Origin of the sequence: Pseudomonas tritici, from assembly GCF_014268275.3 — a bacterium.
In the GTDB taxonomy this organism is placed as follows: domain Bacteria; phylum Pseudomonadota; class Gammaproteobacteria; order Pseudomonadales; family Pseudomonadaceae; genus Aquipseudomonas; species Aquipseudomonas tritici.
In genome coordinates this window covers 3771543-3788479 of record NZ_CP077084.1, presented here as the reverse complement: position 1 = coordinate 3788479, position 16937 = coordinate 3771543, and the positions used below count along the sequence as shown (strand labels likewise).

The 16937-nt window shown below is 60.1% G+C and carries 17 protein-coding genes; 10 read left to right on the top strand and 7 right to left on the bottom strand.

Going from position 1 to position 16937, the window contains the following annotated elements; translation table 11 throughout:
* Nucleotides 1–19: 19 nt before the first annotated feature.
* Complete coding sequence (locus HU722_RS16940; protein ID WP_065880675.1) at nt 20–730, bottom strand: histidine phosphatase family protein; 711 nt, start codon at nt 728–730, stop codon at nt 20–22.
* Between the two features lie 193 nt (nt 731–923).
* On the opposite strand from HU722_RS16940, the gene sohB reads away from it, so the two are divergent.
* Nucleotides 924–1949, top strand: coding sequence for a protease SohB (sohB, locus tag HU722_RS16935; protein ID WP_049712929.1), 1026 nt, complete (start codon nt 924–926; stop codon nt 1947–1949).
* 203 nt (nt 1950–2152) lie between these two features.
* Here the strand turns inward: sohB and HU722_RS16930 are convergent, their stop codons facing one another.
* Both HU722_RS16930 and HU722_RS16925 read right to left on the bottom strand, forming a co-directional pair.
* Entirely contained in the window at nt 2153–3268 is a 1116-nt protein-coding gene (locus tag HU722_RS16930) for an MDR/zinc-dependent alcohol dehydrogenase-like family protein (RefSeq protein ID WP_065880677.1), read from the bottom strand.
* Nucleotides 3269–3337: 69 nt separating this feature from the next.
* The gene (locus tag HU722_RS16925) at nt 3338–4345 is read right to left on the bottom strand and encodes a substrate-binding domain-containing protein (protein WP_065890849.1); all 1008 of its coding nucleotides are present in this window, start codon (nt 4343–4345) and stop codon (nt 3338–3340) included.
* Between the two features lie 476 nt (nt 4346–4821).
* Between HU722_RS16925 and HU722_RS16920 the strand changes: the two genes are divergently transcribed.
* Entirely contained in the window at nt 4822–6390 is a 1569-nt protein-coding gene (locus tag HU722_RS16920) for a TerC family protein (protein WP_065872035.1), read from the top strand.
* On the opposite strand, the gene HU722_RS16915 is transcribed toward HU722_RS16920, so the two are convergent.
* Nucleotides 6347–6706 carry a thioredoxin domain-containing protein gene (locus HU722_RS16915; RefSeq protein ID WP_065880679.1) on the bottom strand — a complete coding sequence of 120 codons (360 nt, stop codon included), beginning with the start codon at nt 6704–6706 and terminating at the stop codon, nt 6347–6349. The two genes, HU722_RS16920 and HU722_RS16915, sit on opposite strands and share 44 nt — an antisense overlap.
* A gap of 72 nt (nt 6707–6778) precedes the next feature.
* Complete coding sequence (locus HU722_RS16910; protein ID WP_065872033.1) at nt 6779–7027, bottom strand: hypothetical protein; 249 nt, start codon at nt 7025–7027, stop codon at nt 6779–6781.
* Between the two features lie 332 nt (nt 7028–7359).
* Here HU722_RS16910 and HU722_RS16905 point away from each other — a divergent pair, with 332 nt between their 5' ends.
* The 8 genes from HU722_RS16905 to HU722_RS16870 all read left to right on the top strand — a co-directional run bounded on the left by HU722_RS16905 (nt 7360) and on the right by HU722_RS16870 (nt 13956).
* Nucleotides 7360–8208 (top strand): transporter substrate-binding protein, encoded by an 849-nt coding sequence (locus HU722_RS16905; protein WP_049712935.1) that lies wholly within the window; start codon nt 7360–7362, stop codon nt 8206–8208.
* Nucleotides 8209–8260: 52 nt separating this feature from the next.
* Nucleotides 8261–8923, top strand: a complete 663-nt coding sequence (locus tag HU722_RS16900; protein ID WP_065872032.1) for an amino acid ABC transporter permease — start codon at nt 8261–8263, stop codon at nt 8921–8923.
* An 11-nt stretch (nt 8924–8934) separates the two neighbouring features.
* Nucleotides 8935–9597, top strand: a complete 663-nt coding sequence (locus tag HU722_RS16895; RefSeq protein ID WP_065872031.1) for an amino acid ABC transporter permease — start codon at nt 8935–8937, stop codon at nt 9595–9597.
* Nucleotides 9594–10376: an amino acid ABC transporter ATP-binding protein gene (locus HU722_RS16890; RefSeq protein ID WP_065872030.1), complete on the top strand. Its 783-nt coding sequence runs from the start codon at nt 9594–9596 to the stop codon at nt 10374–10376. The genes HU722_RS16895 and HU722_RS16890 overlap by 4 nt, the downstream gene beginning before the upstream one ends.
* 16 nt (nt 10377–10392) lie before the next feature.
* Nucleotides 10393–10782, top strand: a complete 390-nt coding sequence (locus HU722_RS16885) for a RidA family protein (RefSeq protein WP_010210958.1) — start codon at nt 10393–10395, stop codon at nt 10780–10782.
* Nucleotides 10783–10951: 169 nt separating this feature from the next.
* Nucleotides 10952–11716, top strand: a complete 765-nt coding sequence (locus HU722_RS16880; protein WP_186755046.1) for an IclR family transcriptional regulator — start codon at nt 10952–10954, stop codon at nt 11714–11716.
* Nucleotides 11717–11725: 9 nt separating this feature from the next.
* Entirely contained in the window at nt 11726–12934 is a 1209-nt protein-coding gene (locus tag HU722_RS16875) for an amino acid deaminase (RefSeq protein WP_065872028.1), read from the top strand.
* Between the two features lie 116 nt (nt 12935–13050).
* Nucleotides 13051–13956 (top strand): sugar kinase, encoded by a 906-nt coding sequence (locus HU722_RS16870; protein WP_065890851.1) that lies wholly within the window; start codon nt 13051–13053, stop codon nt 13954–13956.
* Nucleotides 13957–14076: 120 nt separating this feature from the next.
* On the opposite strand, the gene HU722_RS16865 is transcribed toward HU722_RS16870, so the two are convergent.
* Both HU722_RS16865 and HU722_RS16860 read right to left on the bottom strand, forming a co-directional pair.
* Nucleotides 14077–14352 (bottom strand): peptidylprolyl isomerase, encoded by a 276-nt coding sequence (locus HU722_RS16865; protein WP_003174397.1) that lies wholly within the window; start codon nt 14350–14352, stop codon nt 14077–14079.
* A 43-nt stretch (nt 14353–14395) separates the two neighbouring features.
* Nucleotides 14396–16891 carry a PAS domain-containing hybrid sensor histidine kinase/response regulator family protein gene (locus HU722_RS16860; RefSeq protein WP_065872026.1) on the bottom strand — a complete coding sequence of 832 codons (2496 nt, stop codon included), beginning with the start codon at nt 16889–16891 and terminating at the stop codon, nt 14396–14398.
* Nucleotides 16892–16937 lie beyond the last annotated feature (46 nt).

Here is a 16937-nt window from a genome sequence, read left to right as displayed (position 1 = left end):
GGTCACGGTTGGCCGCAGTTCATCGGAAGGTGATGAGCTGCGGCGCCTTCAACAGTTGCAAGTGGGTATGGCTGTTGAAGGAAGCCAGTGCCACCTCGCGACCGCGGAATTTCAGCTGGTTGAGCGAGGTGTTAACAATTTGCCAGTTCAGTTCGAACGCCTGGGCGGCGGGCATTCGGGTAATCAGGTGGAGCAGGGCGGTGATGGTGCCGCCGGAGGTGAACACCGCGATCTTCTGCGTGTTTTCCGCCGCTTCAAGAATACGTTGCAGGCCGCCTTGGACACGCTTGACGAAACCCAACCAGCTTTCCAGCCCTGGCGGGTCATAGGTGCCGGCCAGCCAGCGTTCAATGATCAAGGCGAAGATGCGCTGGAATTCGCTGCGGTGCTGCGCGGCGTTACGCAGGATCTCCAGGGCTTCGGGTTCGGTGGTGAGCAGGTCGGGGAGCAGGGCGCGGATGATCGCCTCGGCATCGAATTCGTTGAAAGCGCTGTCGACTTCCAACACCGGTACCGGCAGGCCCAGGGCGCTGTATTGTTCGAAGGCGGCGGTGGCGGTGTGTTGCTGGCGGCGCAGGTCGCCGGCCACGCAGCGATCGAAGACCAGGCCCACGTCCGCCAGGTGGCGACCGAGCACTTGTGCCTGCTCCACGCCGATGGGCGACAAGACGTCATAGTCGTCTGCACCGAAGGAGGCCTGGCCATGTCGAATCAAATAGATGCTGCCCACGTCCGTTTTCCCGGTACGTTGAAAGTCTGGCGAGGTTATGAGGATGCCTTCAAGCTGTCAATGAAAAAACATACGCTTGTTTTAAAAGTGCGTTGGAGGGCGCCTGGTGGCGGTTTGAGCACTGGCTCACAGCAAGCCCCGTCGGTATGCTGGGGTCATCCGCGCCTGGCGCACTGCACTTGTAAGGAGAACTATGGATTTTCTGGCCGAATACGCGAGCTTTCTGGCGAAGACCGTCACCCTGGTGGTCGCTATTCTGGTGGTATTGATCAGCTTCGCGGCGTTGCGCAGCAAAGGTCGTCGCAAATCCGCCGGCCAGTTGCAGGTCAGCAAGCTCAATGATTTCTACAAGGGCCTGCGTGAGCGCCTGGAGTCGAGCCTGCTCGACAAAGACCAGCTCAAGGCGTTGCGAAAATCCGAAGGCAAGGCTGAAAAGAAGAAAGGCAAACAGAAAGCTGAGGCCAAGCCACGGGTGTTTGTGTTGGATTTCGACGGCGATATCAAGGCTTCGGCCACTGAGAGCCTGCGCCATGAAATCACCGCACTGCTGAGCCTGGCCACGCCAAAGGACGAAGTGGTACTGCGTCTGGAAAGCGGCGGCGGCATGGTCCACAGCTACGGCTTGGCGTCTTCGCAACTGGCGCGTATCCGTCAGGCGGGCGTGCCGTTGACCGTGTGCATCGACAAGGTCGCAGCCAGCGGCGGTTACATGATGGCGTGCATTGGCGAGAAGATTATCAGCGCACCGTTTGCCATCCTCGGCTCCATTGGTGTGGTGGCGCAGTTGCCTAACGTCAACCGCCTGCTGAAAAAACACGACATCGACTTCGAAGTGCTGACCGCGGGTGAATACAAACGCACCCTCACCGTGTTTGGCGAAAACACCGAGAAGGGCCGCGAGAAGTTCCAGGAAGACTTGGACATCACTCACCAGTTGTTCAAGAATTTCGTCTCGCGTTATCGCCCGCAGCTGGCAATCGATGATGTCGCGACCGGAGAAGTGTGGCTGGGTGTTGCGGCGCTCGACAAGCAATTGGTCGATGAGCTGCAAACCAGCGACGAATACCTGGCCACCAAGGCCAAGACCGCCGAGGTGTTCCACCTGCACTATGCCGAGCGTAAGAGCTTGCAGGAGCGGGTTGGCTTGGCGGCGAGTGGCTCGGTGGACCGGGTGCTGTTGACTTGGTGGAGCCGGTTGACCCAGCAGCGGTTTTGGTAACCCGACGTTGAATGTTGGTAATCCCATGCGGGCATTGTAGTGAGCGGGCTTGTCCCGCGCTGGGTGGCGAAGCCGCCCCAAACCCAGGCACTTCAGTTCTAGCTGAAAAAACTCGGTGCCTGAGTTGGGGCGGCTTCGCCACCCAGCGCGGGACAAGCCCGCTCACTACATACCAATGCCCCACATTGGTTTGGCGTTGATGGTTAAGGCTCGAGTACCACCTTTAAGGACTTGTCGCCGCGCTCCATCACCGCAAACGCTTCCTTGAAGTCTGCCAGGGCGAACTTGTGGGTGACCACGTCGCGCATGTCGATCTTGCGGTTGCCGATAAAGTCGATGGCGCGTGGGTACATGTAGGGCCCCAGGTGCGAGCCGAGCACGTCCAGCTCCTTGCGGTCGCCGATGATCGACCAATCCACTGTAGCCTCGTCATTGAACACGCTGAACTCAACGAAACGCCCCAGCTTGCGCAGCATCGCCAGGCCCTGGTTGACCGCTTTGTGATGGCCGGTGGCTTCGATGTAGATGTCGCAGCCGTAGCCGTCGGTGATTTCACGGATCTTCGCCACCACGTCGACTTCGGCCGGGTTCCACACTTCGTCTGCACCCATGCGCAGGGCGAGTGCGGTGCGTTCGGGTTTCATGTCCAGCACGATGAGTTTTTTCGGGTTACGCATGCGCACTGCGCCGATGATGCCCAGCCCCAGCGTGCCAGCGCCAGCAACTACCACCACGTCATCGAAGTCGACATTGGCGCGCTCTGCAGCATGCAGCGAGCAGGCGAGGGGTTCGATCAGGATGGCTTCGTCCGGAGCAATGGCGTCCGGGACTTTGTGGATGATGCCTTCCTTGGTGAAAATCATGTACTGGGCCATGGCGCCCTGCACATTGTTCTGGAAGCCATACAGGTCGTGTTTCTGGCACATCCAGTACTGGCCGTGATTGCAGAAGCGGCAACCCCAGCACGGTACGATCTGCTCGGAAATGACCCGGTCACCGACCTTCACGCCGCGTTTTTCCGCGTCGGGGCCCAGGGCGACCACGCGGCACACGAATTCATGGCCGGGGATCATCGGCGGTTTCACATAGCGCGGTTGCTCGGCATCGCCCCAGAACGAAGGCGCGCCGCGATAGGTCTTGATATCGCCCATGCAGATGCCGCACAGCTCGACCTTGGTGAGGATTTCGTCGGGGCCGGGCACAGGTACATCGACGGTTTCCAGTCGATAATCTTCCGGGCCATAGCAGACCACTGCCTGCATGGTTTTCGGGATGACCGGGAATAGTTGTGCTTGCGAACGTTCGGTAACGGTGGACATGGCGGGCCTCGGGGCAAAGGTGAGCTCATCGCTCCTGTGCGCACACAGGAGCGATCAACCGGCAACGTTTTATTTGGCGCCGCTGACTTGCTTGTACAGCGCGTCGGCGTTGGCGTTGGTCACGGGCACCCAGGGCAGGATGTAGTTCTTCGCGGTGCCATCGGCCCATTTCACGTCTTTGGCGTAGCGCTCCCAGATCACCGATTGCGGTTTGTAGTCCTTGCTGGCGAGTGCGCGCAGGGCTACATCCAGCGCGCCTTGGGATTGGGCTTGGGCGTCTTGCAGGAAGGTGGTGACTTCGTCTTTTTTCGCCGCTTGGATCGCATCCGGCATGCCGTCGATGGAGGTGACCGGTACGTCCTTGGCGGTCAGGCCGTGGGATTTCAGTGCCTGTATGGCGCCTAGGGCCATGTCATCGTTTTGCGCGATCACGCCGTTGATGCCTTTGGGGTGAGCGTTCAGCCAGTCTTCAGTGAGTGTCATGGCCTGGGCGCGGTCCCAGTTGGCGGTCTTTTTCTCGATGATCTTGATGTCCGGGTGCTTGCCCAGTACTTCCAGTTCGCCTTTTTCCCGATCGATCTGCGCCGACTGGCCGATCGGGCCCTGGATAATCACCACGTTGCCTTTGCCGTTGAGCTTGTCGACCATGGCTTGGGCCTGCAGGCGGCCGCCTTCCACGTCGTCGTTGCCCACATAGGGTACGGAGGCATCGGCTACTTTCGTATTGGAGGCGATGACTACCACGTCGTTGCTCATGGCTTGCTTCACTGTGCCCACACCGGCCTTGGTGTCGATGGGCACGAACAGGATGGCGTCGTAGTGCTGGGTCACCATGTTTTCGATCTGGTTGTTCTGGGTCAGTGCGTCGTAGTTGCCGTCGAATACGGTCAGTTGCACGGTACCGTCTTTGACGGCGGGATGTTCCTTGAGCTCGCGCACCCAGTTCTGCATGAATTGACCCTTGAGGCCGTAGACCGCGGCGCCGACCTTGTAGGTCTTGCCGTCGGCAGCCAGGGCGATGCTGCTGGCGAGGAGGGAGAGGGCCGCAGCGGCGGCGAAGGTCGTACCAAGTTTCATGATGAGAACCCCAATTATTGTTGTAGTCAGTTGTTCATTCATTGCCTTGTTGTGATCATATGTTTATCAAATGAAAATATGATCAGTCAAACCCTTTCGCATAAAACAATAAAATAGCTTTTATAGGGAGGCTCAGGATTCTATTCCGATCATTAGCCCGTTATTAGTGATTTTTTGCCATGATATTAATTTCATACATTGATCATATGATCGTTTGGTTTTGTCGGGGTTTACAGATTTTGTAATAGTTTTGCGTTGTAGGAGATTTCGCTTTCGCCTGTACGATTCAGGTCCTTTTGTCATCGCAGGATTTGCATGAACACCCTCTCGGAGCCTCCCAGTCGTCTTTCCTCAAGACAACCGCTGCCGCTGTTCCCGCTGAAGCACCCCGTATTCCGACTGCTAGTCTTGTCCCGGTCCCCTGACCGTGCGTTGCCGTGTCTGGCATTCTGAATTCGATTGAAGAGACTCTATAAATGGAATGGTTAGCGGATCCAACGGCCTGGCTCGGCCTGTTGACCTTGATTGTGCTGGAACTGGTTCTGGGCATCGACAACCTGGTGTTTATTGCGATCCTGGCGGACAAGTTGCCGCCGGAGCAGCGTGATCGTGCGCGCTTGATCGGTTTGTCCCTGGCACTGCTGATGCGCCTGGGCCTGTTGGCGAGTATTTCCTGGTTGGTGACCCTTACCCAGCCACTGTTCGAGGTGTTCGACAAAAGCTTTTCCGGCCGTGACCTGATCATGCTGTTTGGTGGTGTGTTCCTGCTGTTCAAGGCCACCATGGAATTGCACGAGCGCCTGGAGGGCCATGTCGCACAGCGAACCGGCAACGTGGCCTACGCGATGTTCTGGCCAATCGTGGCGCAGATCGTGGTGCTCGACGCGGTGTTCTCCCTGGATGCGGTGATTACCGCCGTGGGCATGGTGGACGAGCTGGCGGTGATGATGATCGCGGTGATCGTGTCCATCGGCCTGATGATCGTGGCGAGCAAGCCGTTGACCCGCTTCGTCAATGCACACCCGACCGTGATCATGCTGTGCCTGGGCTTCCTGATGATGATCGGTTTCGCGCTGACCGCCGAAGGCCTGGGCTTCCATATTCCCAAGGGCTACTTGTACGCGGCCATTGGTTTCTCGATCCTGATCGAAGTGTTCAACCAGATTGCCCGCGCCCGCCGCAAAAAATCGGCGCAAGGTGTGTTGCCGGTGCGTGAGCGCACTGCTCACGCGGTGATGCGTTTGCTCGGCGGCCGCAGCCTGGCAGTGGAAGAGGTGGGCGAAGACGTGGCCGATTTGCTTGGCGAGTCGGATGCTGCACAAGGTCCGCTGTTCGACCGACGTGAACGCGTGATGATCAGTGGCGTGCTGCAACTGGCCGAACGGCCGATTCGCACGCTGATGACGCCGCGGGCCAAGGTCGACTGTATCGATCTGGCGGACGATCCCGACACTATCCGCTTGAAACTGATGCATTCGTCCTATTCGCGCCTGCCTTTGATCCGCAACGGTGCCGTCGATGAGCCCTTAGGCTTTGTGCACAAGAAGGAGTTGCTCAAGGAGTACCTGGCCGGCAACGAGCCCAACCTGGAGCACTTGGCACGCCGCGCGATCAACCTGCTGGAGAGTTTTTCGATCCTTAACGCCTTGGAGCAGATGCGTCAGGAGTCCACGCACATTGCGTTCGTGATCAACGAATTCGGTGACTTCATGGGGGTGTTGAGCATGACCGACATTCTCGAGTCCATCGCCGGTGAGTTGCCGGATGCCAGCGAGATCGAGGGGCCGGATATCGTCGAAGAGGGAGCGGGTTTCCGCGCCAATGGCGCGTTGAACCTTAACCACGTGCGCCAGCGCACAGGCTTCAACGCGGTTGCAACTGAGGATTATCAGACCCTGGCAGGCTTGGTGATCAGCCTGCTGGACCGCTTGCCGGTGGTGGGCGACAGCCTTGTGCATGAGGGCTGGCGCCTGACTGTCGCGGCGGTGGAGGAGCGGCGGGTCACGCAGGTTCGCCTGGAGCCCGCTGCCGGGCATAACGTCTGAAGATTTCTGTGAGTGTTTGCTCCTGGGTTTCCCAGGAGTCGAACCCCTTGAAGACTTCCATGACTTTGCCCTCCACGTGCGTGACCAGTGTGGGCGTGCTGTTGATTTCCAGTGGCAGCTTGGGGGTCTTGGCTGTCTCGAGCACCATGCTTTTTATAGTGGAGTCATAGGTGTCGGCGATGGGCTCGAAAAGCTTCACGGCCTTTGCGCACGGCGCGCAGTCCGGCATAACAAACAGTAAGAAAACGATCCGATTCGATGCCAGCACCGACTGGTAGTCCTCGATGCTGGTGATGACGTCTTTGGCGCTTCCCATGGTGATCTCCCTATCGGCGGCGGTGTTTGGCCAACGCTAAGCCGGAAGGTCACTACCGTCTACTGTCAACCTTTACAGGTCCCCCTCACGTTCCACGCGTTCCCGCGCCTTGCGTGCCTGGCTCGCACATTTCTTGTATTCCAAGTTGTCCCTGGAGGCCTTCGCTTCGCGATAGCCGTGGTGATTCTGGCTCGTGTAGTGGGTGCTCAAGGCTTCGTTGAGCTTGCGCAGTTCTTCCTTGCAGTCACGACGATCGTTGCTGGCAGAGGCGCCGGCGGCCACCAGGAAGGCCAGCAAAAACAGGCTGAGACGTAGCTTCATCAGGGCGGGGTCCTTATCGGCATGAATGTGCCAAGGCTAGCCCAGGGCAGGGATTTTTCCAGGTTGGGCGTGAACTGCACGGGTGCGCGGTAACACTGTTATGGCGCACTCAAGTGGGGCCGATCACCGCTGTGTGGGGCCTTGGGTAGCACGCTCATTCCAAGTGATGGCGCAACGCCTCATCGCCGAAAACATTCATCCAACTGATTCCTAACGAATTTATTCCAAGCATATTTTTCTGTTAGCGCGTGTGGCACACTTTCTGCTGTCTATTCCGTTGTTACATACTAAGTTCCGGTATAGCGGAATACACAACTCCTGGAGTGCTTGTCATGCATCACCGACCTTCCGTGTTTAAAGCGTGTGTTTTTCTCTTCGCCGCATCGGCTTCCCTCGCCAGCCTCGTGCAAGCGGCGGACAGCAAGCTCGATAACGTGCTCAAGCGTGGGCACCTGATCGTGGGTACAGGCAGTACCAATGCGCCGTGGCACTTCCAGGGAGCGGATGGCAAGTTGCAGGGGTTTGATATCGACATCGGCCGCATTGTGGCCAAGGGTTTATTCAACGACCCGAGCAAGGTCGAGTTTGTGGTGCAGTCGTCCGACGCACGCATTCCCAACCTGCTGACCGACAAGGTCGACATGAGTTGCCAGTTCATTACCGTCACTGCCAGCCGCGCGCAGCAAGTCGCGTTTACCCTGCCGTACTACCGCGAAGGTGTGGGCCTGCTGCTGCCGAACAACAGCAAGTACAAAGAGATTGAAGACCTGCAGGCAGGCGGCGATGGCGTGACCGTGGCGGTGCTGCAAAACGTGTACGCCGAAGAGCTGGTGCATCAGGCCCTGCCCAAGGCCAAGGTCGACCAGTACGACAGCGTCGACCTGATGTACCAGGCCGTGAACTCCGGCCGCGCCGACGCCGCCGCCACCGACCAGTCCTCGGTCAAATACCTGATGGTGCAGAACCCCGGCCGCTACCGCAGCCCGGCCTACGCCTGGAGCCCGCAGACCTACGCGTGCGCCGTCAAGCGTGGCGACCAGGATTGGCTGAACTTCGTCAACACCGCGCTGCATGAAGCCATGACCGGTGTGGAATTCCCCACCTACAAGGCCTCGTTCAAGCAGTGGTTCGGCGTTGATCTGCCGGAGCCGGCGATCGGTTTCCCGGTTGAGTTCAAGTAATTCGTGAAAGCCGGGGCGCCGCGAACGGCGCCCCATTCAGGTACTGTCGACCATGAACTATCAGTTGAACTTTGCCGCCGTCTGGCGCGATTTCGACACCTTGCTGTTGGGGCTCGGCCTGGGCCTGGAACTGGCATTGCTGTCGATCGCCATCGGCTGCGTGATCGGCCTGCTGATGGCGTTTGCCATGCTGTCCAGGCACCGTGCGCTGCGAATCTTCGCCTCGGTGTATGTGACGGTGGTGCGCAATACACCGATCCTGGTACTGATCCTGTTGATCTACTTCGCCTTGCCCAGCCTGGGCATCCGCCTGGACAAGATCCCCTCGTTCATCATCACCTTGTCGCTTTACGCCGGTGCCTATCTGACCGAGGTGTTCCGCGCCGGGCTGTTGAATATTCCCAAGGGCTTGCGTGAAGCCGGGTTGGCGATCGGTTTGGGTGAATGGCGTATCCGCGCCTACATCACCGTGCCGGTGATGCTGCGCAACGTGCTGCCTGCGCTGTCGAACAACTTCATTTCGCTGTTCAAGGACACCTCGCTCGCCGCCGCCATCGCGGTGCCGGAGCTGACCTATTACGCCCGCAAGATCAACGTCGAAAGCTATCGGGTGATTGAAACCTGGATGGTCACGACTGCGCTCTACGTGGCTGCCTGTTACCTCATCGCCATGCTGCTCCGTTACCTGGAACAGCGCCTGGCGATCCGTCGTTAAGCGAGGTTTCCATGTACGAATCCCCAAGCTGGCTGCATGAGTTGTGGATCGCCCGGGAGACGCTCTGGGCGGGCTTCCAGGCCAGCGTGTATGTCTCGGCGTTGGCCATTATCTTTGGCACCCTGATCGGCATTGTCGCCGGGTTGATCCTCACCTACGGCAAATTCTGGATGCGTGCGCCGTTTCGTCTGTATGTCGACTTGATCCGTGGCACACCGGTATTTGTACTGGTGCTGGCGTGTTTCTACATGCTGCCGGCGCTCGGCTGGCAAATCAGCGCGTTTCAGGCCGGTGCGGTCGGGCTGACGTTGTTCTGCGGCTCCCACGTCTCGGAAATCGTGCGCGGCGCGCTGCAAGCCATTCCCCGTGGGCAACTGGAAGCGGGCAGGGCGATTGGCCTGACGTTCTACCAGTCCCTGGCCTACGTGCTGTTGCCCCAGGCGTTGCGCCAGATTCTGCCGACCTGGGTCAACTCCTCGACAGAAATCGTCAAGGCCTCGACCTTGCTCTCGGTGATCGGCGTGGCCGAGCTGTTGCTGAGCACCCAGCAAGTGATCGCACGCACTTTCATGACCCTGGAGTTCTACCTGTTCGCCGGGTTTCTGTTCTTTGTCATCAACTACGCCATCGAATTATTCGGTCGCTACATTGAAAAGCGGGTGGCCTTGCCATGAACCAACCTCAAACAACCCACCCGCTGCTGAACATTCGCGGGCTGCGTAAACAATACGGCGAAGTCGAAGTGCTCAGGGGCGTCGACCTGTCCATGCAGCGCGGCAATGTGGTGACCTTGATCGGCTCCAGCGGCTCGGGCAAGACCACGCTGTTGCGCTGCGTCAACCTGCTCGAAGAGTTCCAGGGCGGCCAGATCACCCTGGATGGCGAGTCTATCGGTTACAGCGAGATTGCCGGCAAGCGCGTGCGTCATCCTGAACGGGTGATCGCCCAGCACCGTGCGATGACCGGCATGGCGTTCCAGCAATTCAACCTTTTCCCACATTTGACGGCGTTGCAGAACGTTACCCTCGGCCTGCTCAAGGTCAAGAAAATGGGCAAGGACGAAGCCATCGCGCTGGCGGAAAAATGGCTGGATCGCGTGGGACTTCTAGAGCGTCGCAACCACTTCCCCGGCCAGCTTTCCGGTGGCCAGCAACAGCGTGTGGCGATTGCTCGTGCGATTGCCATGAACCCGAGCCTGATGCTGTTCGACGAAGTCACCTCGGCCCTCGACCCCGAGTTGGTGGGCGAAGTGCTCAGCGTGATCAAGGGCCTGGCGGAAGAGGGCATGACCATGTTGTTGGTTACCCACGAGATGCGTTTTGCCTATGAAGTCTCGGACAAAATCGTTTTCATGAACCAGGGCCGCATTGAAGAGCAGGGTACCTCGAAGGATATTTTCGAACGTCCGCAATCGCCGCGTCTGGCGGAATTTCTCAAGAACATTCGTTTTTAATCAGGAGCCTATTTTTATGAGTATCACTCGTTACGGTGCCGGCAGCACAGCCGGTGGTGGCCAGCCACGTCCTTTCGCCCGCGCGGTGGAAGCGGACGGTTGGCTGTACGTCTCAGGCCAAGTGCCTGCGGTGGACGGCGAAATCATCACGGGCGGGATCATCGAGCAAACCCGCCAGACGATGCGCAACGTGGTGGCGATCCTCGAAGAAGCCGGCTACGAACTCAAAGATGTCGTGCGCGTCGGCGTATGGCTGGAGGACCCCCGGGACTTCTGGAGTTTCAACAAGGTATTCGGCGAATACTTCACCCCGGAACACGCCCCGGCACGTGCCTGTGTGCAGGCGAACATGATGGTCGATTGCAAGGTCGAGATTGATTGCGTGGCCTACAAGAAAAAAGGCTAAATGCCCCCCACTCTTGAGACCACCCGAGATCAAATGTGGGAGCGGGCTTGCTCGCGAAAGCGGTGTGTCAGTAAATGCATCTATAACTGATCCACCGCATTCGCGAGCAAGCCCGCTCCCACAGGGGATATGTGTTGATAGCAACATTTTGACCGGACCGAAAACCGCCATGACCGAAGACACCATCAAACGCCGCGCCAAGGGCCTGGACCGTGCATTCGATATCCTCGACTTCCTCAAGGAAATCGGCCAGCCCCTGCGCCCGAATGATATTGCCAGCGGCATCGGCAGCCCCAAATCCACCATCTACGAATTGGTCGCGTCCCTGCTTGAACGACGCATCTTGGAAACGGTGGGCAAGGACGGTCACGTCTACCTCGGCCGCCAACTGTACTTTCTTGGCCAGGCGCACCTGCGCCATTTCGACCTGACCCGCGAGGCCGACCACGCCTTGCAGGAGATCGTCAGCCAGACCCACGAAACCGCGCAGATGTGCCTGCTCAACGGGCGCAAATACACGGTGGCGCTGATGCGCGAAGGTGAGCGGCATTTTCGGATTTCCTCGGACATCGGCGAAAACGCACCGATCCCCTGGACCGCCTCCGGACGCCTGCTGCTGGGGCACTTGAGCGACCAGCAGATCATCGACCTGATCGATCCCGACGACTTCATCCTGCCGGATGGCCAGCGCCTGCCGCTGGAGACCTTCCTGGCGCAAATCCGTCAGGCCACCCTCGATGGCTTCTTTTCCTTCGACAGTGTGGCCGACACCTTTACCCATTGCTTTGCCGCCCCGGTACGGGACGCCCAAGGCATCAGCATTGCGACCCTGTGCATCGTCGCCCCACGCGCCGACGCGGTCAAAAACTACAACGACTATCGCCGGGTGTTGATCGACAGCGCCAACCACCTGGCCCGGCGCATCAACGAATAGGAGTTTTCCATGTCTGCCATCAATGCCGTTGAAAAGGGCGCCGCCGCCGTCGGTGCCCACCTGGTTCGCGACGTCAGCCTGCCCGCCCTGGTGCTGCACCGTGACGCCCTGGAACACAACATCCGCTGGATGCAGGACTTTGTCAGCAAGAGCGGCGCCGAACTCGCGCCCCATGGAAAGACCAGCATGATGCCGGCACTGTTTCAACGCCAGATCGCAGCGGGTGCTTGGGGCATCACCCTGGCCAACGCCGTACAGGTCCGTGCTGCCTACGCTGGCGGCGTGCGCCGTGTGTTGATGGCCAACCAACTGGTGGGGGCGCCAAACATGGCGCTGATCGCTGACCTGTTGGCCGACAAGGATTTCGACTTCCACTGCATGGTCGACCACCCGGACAACGTCGCCGACCTCGGCCTGTTTTTCGCCGCTCGTGGTTTGCGCCTCAACGTAATGATCGAATACGGCGTGGTCGGTGGCCGTTGCGGTTGCCGCAGTGAGCAGGAGGTCCGTGATCTGGCCAAGGCGATCAAGGCCCAGCCCGCCCTGGCCCTTACCGGTATCGAAGGCTATGAAGGCGTGATCCATGGCGAGCACGCCATCAGCGGCATCCGTGAGTTCGCCGCCAGCCTGGTGCGCTTGGCGGTGGACCTGCAGAACAACGGCTCTTTCGACCTGCCCAAGCCCATCGTCACCGCGTCGGGGTCGGCCTGGTACGACTTGATCGCCGAGTCGTTCGAGGCGCAAAACGCCGCCGGCCGCTTCCTCAGCGTGTTGCGCCCGGGCAGCTATGTGGCCCACGACCACGGCATCTACAAAGAGGCGCAATGCTGCGTGCTCGACCGTCGCAGCGACCTCAGCGAAGGCCTGCGCCCGGCGCTGGAAGTTTGGGCGCATGTGCAATCGATGCCCGAGCCGGGTTTTGCGGTGATCGCCCTGGGCAAGCGTGACGTCGCCTATGACGCCGGTTTGCCGGTGCCGCTCAAGCGCTACAAGGCCGGTATCCTGCCGGCGGAAGGTGATGACGTGGGGGCGTGCAAGGTCACGGCGGTGATGGACCAGCACGCATTCATGACCGTGGCGCCGGGGGTGGAGTTGCGTATTGGCGACATTATCTCGTTCGGCACTTCGCACCCGTGCCTGACCTTTGACAAGTGGCAAGTGGGTTGTCTGGTGGATGAGCAGTTGCAGGTGATTGAGTCTTTGCGTACTTGCTTTTAGACCGAGTTGCGGCCATCGCAGGCAAGCCAGCTCCCACATTTTGAATTGTGAATACCTTCAAATGTGGGCGCTGGCTTGCCTGCGATGGGGCCCTGAACAACACCCGAGAACCCGCCATGCCCCCCGAACCCCACATCGCCCTCATCGGCGAATGCATGATCGAACTGCAACACCGCGCCGACGGCAGCCTGCACCAAAGCTTCGGCGGCGACACCCTGAACGCGGCGGTCTACCTGCGCCGCGAGCTGGGCGACACCGCTCACGTCGACTACGTCACCGCTCTGGGCGATGACAGCTTCAGTGACGCCATGTGCCAACAGTGGGCGCAAGAAGGCCTGGGCCTGGGCAGGGTCCAGCGCCTGCCCGGGCGTTTGCCAGGTTTGTATTGCATCCAGACCGATGCCAATGGCGAGCGTAAATTCCTCTATTGGCGTAACGAAGCCGCCGTGCGCGAGTGCTTCACCACGCCTGCGGCCGAGCCGATCCTGGCCGCCTTGCCGGACTACGACGTGGTGTATTTCAGCGGCATCACCCTGGCGGTACTGGGTGAACTCGGCCGTGAGCGTTTGCTGCAAACCCTGATCGAAACCCGTCGACGCGGGGGCAAGGTGGTGTTCGACAACAACTACCGACCGCGCCTGTGGGCCAGTGTCGAGGCGGCACGGGCGGCGTATCACTTGGTGTTGGCCGAGGTGGATATTGCCTTGTTGACCGAGGATGACGAGCGCGCGCTGTTTGGTTATGCCGACAGTGAGCAGGTGTTCGCGGCGTATCCGGGAATTGCTGAGGTGGTGCTCAAGCGCGGGGCGGATGCGTGTTTGATCCGTTGTGCCGGGGAGCGCTTTGCCGTGCCGGCGCTGAAGGTGGAGAAGGTCGTGGATACGACGGCGGCGGGGGATTCGTTCAGTGCGGCGTATTTGGCTGGTCGGCTCAAGGGTGGGTCACCCGAGGAGGCTGCCTTGGCTGGGCATCGGTTGGCGAGCCGGGTTATCCAGGTGTCGGGGGCTTTGATTCCCAGGTGAATGGCCGCCTGCGGCGGTTCGGGAGCAAGCCCCCTCCCACAGTTGACAGCGTTTTAACTGAAAGAATGCAGTCGAATGTGGGGGCGGGCTTGCTCGCGAAAGCGGTCTAAAGCCAACCCCTCAATCCCGGTAAAACACCTGCACCAAGTGATACCCAAACTTACTCTTGATCGGCCCGTGAACCACCTTCACGGGCTTCTTGAAAATCACCGCATCAATCGCCCCGACCATCTGCCCAGGCCGCACTTCACCCAGATCGCCACCACGCTTGCCAGACGGGCAGGTGGAGTACTTCTTGGCCAGCACGTCAAACGCCTCGCCCTTGGCAATGCGTTGCTTGAGTTGTTCGGCTTCTTCGCTGGTTTTCACCAGGATATGACGGGCTTGGGCTTTCATTGATCTCTACCAAGTGTGCGACGGCGCGCGATTATGCCTGAACTCATTCGTCCACGCTGATCATGCTGCGGATTTTCGTGGCCAGCAGGTCGATGGAAAACGGTTTGGCAACCATGTCCATGCCGTCTTCCAGAAAGCCCTGGCGCTCAGCGGCTTTCTCGGCGTACCCGGTCATGAACAGGACCTTGAGACCGGGCCGCTGCTGACGGGCAATTTCCGCCAACTGCCGGCCGTTCATGCCCGGCAGGCCGACATCGGTGACCAGCAAATCCACGCGCAGGTCCGACTCCAGCAGCGGCAGTGCCGCCCTTGCGTCCGCCGCCTGGTGCGCGGTGTAGCCCAGCTCATCGAGCACATTGACCACCAGCATGCGCACCGCCGGGTCGTCCTCGACCACCACCACCGCCTCACCCTCCAGCGCCAACGGGGCTTCGCTTAGGTGCGGCGGCTGGCTGCTTTCCAGCGACGTACCGTACAGGCGCGGCAGGTACAGGCGCACACACGTGCCGTGGCCCGGTTCGCTTTGAATGGTCACGTGGCCGCCGGACTGCTGGGCGAACCCGTAGATCATCGACAGCCCGAGGCCGGTGCCCTGGCCGATGGGCTTAGTGGTGAAGAACGGGTCGAATGCCTTTGCCAGGATCTTCGGCGCCATGCCGGTGCCGTTGTCGCACACGCCGAGCATCACGTAGTCGCCAGCCTTGACCGGTTCAAGGGTGGTGATGTCGGTGCCGTCCAGGTAACTGTTGGCGGTTTCAATCAGGATTTCACCGCCATCGGGCATGGCATCGCGGGCGTTGATTACCAGGTTGAGCAAGGCGTTTTCCAGCTGGCTGGCATCGGTGTTCACCGGCCAGATGTCGTGGCCGAGTTGCACCTTGAGCGCGATATGCGCGCCCTTGGTACGCCGGAACAAATCTTCCAGAGACGTCACCAATTGGTTTGGGTTCAGCGGGCGTCGATCCAGCGACTGGCGGCGTGAGAACGCCAGCAAGCGGTGGGTGAGGGCGGCCGCACGATGGGCGGACGACACGGCGGCATCGGTAAAACGCCCGATCTCATCACTGCGCCCGGCGGCGATATAGCGCTGCATCAGGTCCAGGCTGCCGATGATGCCGGTGAGCATGTTGTTGAAGTCATGGGCGATACCGCCGGTGAGTTGGCCGACCGCTTCCATTTTCTGCGCATGGCGCAGGGCGTCTTCGGCGCGCTCGCGCTCGTACATTTCGTTTTGCAGGCGCTGGTTGGCCTCGGCCAGCGCCTGGGTGCGCTGGGCCACGCGTTCCTCGAGGTTTTCGTTGAGGTGGCGCAGGGCTTCTTCGGTGAGTTTGCGTTCGGTCTCATCGATCACAAAGATGTAGAAACCATTCACCGAACCGTCATTGCTGAAGCGCGGCAGGTACTTCATTAAGGCATGCCGCGGCCGGCCGTCGCGGTGCGGCGTGACGGTCATGAAACTGCAGGCCTTGCCCTCGAGCGCGGCGGCAATCTTGTCCGCGCGCCCGGCATATACCTCGTCGCCGAGCACTTCGCGGATGGTCTTGCCATACAGCTCCTGGGGCGTCCTGCCGTACCACTCCAGGTACGCGCTGTTGTTCAGGCGGAAACGCTGCTCGTGGTCGACATAGCCGATCAGCACCGGCATGGCGTTGATGATCAGCTGCAACTCTGTCTGGCTTTGGCGCAGGGCTTGCTCGGTGTGCTTGCGTTCGGTGAGGTCCAATGCGGCGCCGAGGAACCGCGCCGGGCGGCCTTGATGGTCCTTGTAGCAACGGCCCCGGGCAAACACCCAGCGCACGTTGCCGTCGGCCTGCAGCAGGCGGTATTCCTCAGCGTATTCGGTGCCGAAGGTGATGCAATGCTTGATGCTGCGCGTCACCGTGCCGCGGTCTTCGGGGTGCACGCCTTGCAAGTAGTCGCTGATCGGCAGCAGGCCTGCATCGCTGGGGGCGACGCCGTGCAGGTAGGCGAAATGCGCGTCGGCAATAAAGCGGTCTTCGCCGATATCCCAGTCCCAGGTGCCTACGGCGTCAGTGGCCGCCAAGGCGAGTTGCAGGCGTTGTTCAGTGTTGTGCTGGGCCCGGCGGCGTTCGTTGGTTTCGATGGCGGTGACCAGGATGCCAGCCACCTTGGCGCTTTCATCGCGGACCGGGCTGTAGGTCAGGTCCAGCCAGATCTCGGTGTCGCGATTATTGCGTTGCAGCACGAAGCGCTGCTCGCTGAACGTGCGCACCTCGCCGCTGAGCACTGCGTCGTAGACCGGCGCGGCAAAGCTTTCCAGCTCCGGCCAGGTCTGGTGCGCGGGCTTGCCCATGGCGTCGGGGTGTTTGTTACCCGCCAGCAGCGCGAAGCCGTCGTTATAGAGTTGCGTGAGTTGGCTGCCCCACAGCAGCAGCATCGGCATCGGCGAGTGCACGACGATATCCACGGCAGTGCGCAGGCTTTGTGGCCAATCATTGGCCTCACCGAGTGGGCTTTGCGCCCAGTCCAGCCGCGCAATTAAAGCGGCGGCTTCGCTACCGGTGGATGTTCCCTTCATGATGTAAAAGCCCTGAGCGTAACGCTTTGAAAGATGACAACACCCA

Coding starts and splice junctions, on each gene's coding strand:
- sohB (WP_049712929.1), top strand. CDS start 924: ATGGATTTTCTGGCCGAATACGCGAGCTTTCTGGCGAAGACCGTCACC.
- HU722_RS16930 (WP_065880677.1), bottom strand. CDS start 3,268: ATGTCCACCGTTACCGAACGTTCGCAAGCACAACTATTCCCGGTCATC.
- HU722_RS16925 (WP_065890849.1), bottom strand. CDS start 4,345: ATGAAACTTGGTACGACCTTCGCCGCCGCTGCGGCCCTCTCCCTCCTC.
- HU722_RS16920 (WP_065872035.1), top strand. CDS start 4,822: ATGGAATGGTTAGCGGATCCAACGGCCTGGCTCGGCCTGTTGACCTTG.
- HU722_RS16915 (WP_065880679.1), bottom strand. CDS start 6,706: ATGGGAAGCGCCAAAGACGTCATCACCAGCATCGAGGACTACCAGTCG.
- HU722_RS16910 (WP_065872033.1), bottom strand. CDS start 7,027: ATGAAGCTACGTCTCAGCCTGTTTTTGCTGGCCTTCCTGGTGGCCGCC.
- HU722_RS16905 (WP_049712935.1), top strand. CDS start 7,360: ATGCATCACCGACCTTCCGTGTTTAAAGCGTGTGTTTTTCTCTTCGCC.
- HU722_RS16900 (WP_065872032.1), top strand. CDS start 8,261: ATGAACTATCAGTTGAACTTTGCCGCCGTCTGGCGCGATTTCGACACC.
- HU722_RS16895 (WP_065872031.1), top strand. CDS start 8,935: ATGTACGAATCCCCAAGCTGGCTGCATGAGTTGTGGATCGCCCGGGAG.
- HU722_RS16890 (WP_065872030.1), top strand. CDS start 9,594: ATGAACCAACCTCAAACAACCCACCCGCTGCTGAACATTCGCGGGCTG.
- HU722_RS16885 (WP_010210958.1), top strand. CDS start 10,393: ATGAGTATCACTCGTTACGGTGCCGGCAGCACAGCCGGTGGTGGCCAG.
- HU722_RS16880 (WP_186755046.1), top strand. CDS start 10,952: ATGACCGAAGACACCATCAAACGCCGCGCCAAGGGCCTGGACCGTGCA.
- HU722_RS16875 (WP_065872028.1), top strand. CDS start 11,726: ATGTCTGCCATCAATGCCGTTGAAAAGGGCGCCGCCGCCGTCGGTGCC.
- HU722_RS16870 (WP_065890851.1), top strand. CDS start 13,051: ATGCCCCCCGAACCCCACATCGCCCTCATCGGCGAATGCATGATCGAA.
- HU722_RS16865 (WP_003174397.1), bottom strand. CDS start 14,352: ATGAAAGCCCAAGCCCGTCATATCCTGGTGAAAACCAGCGAAGAAGCC.
- HU722_RS16860 (WP_065872026.1), bottom strand. CDS start 16,891: ATGAAGGGAACATCCACCGGTAGCGAAGCCGCCGCTTTAATTGCGCGG.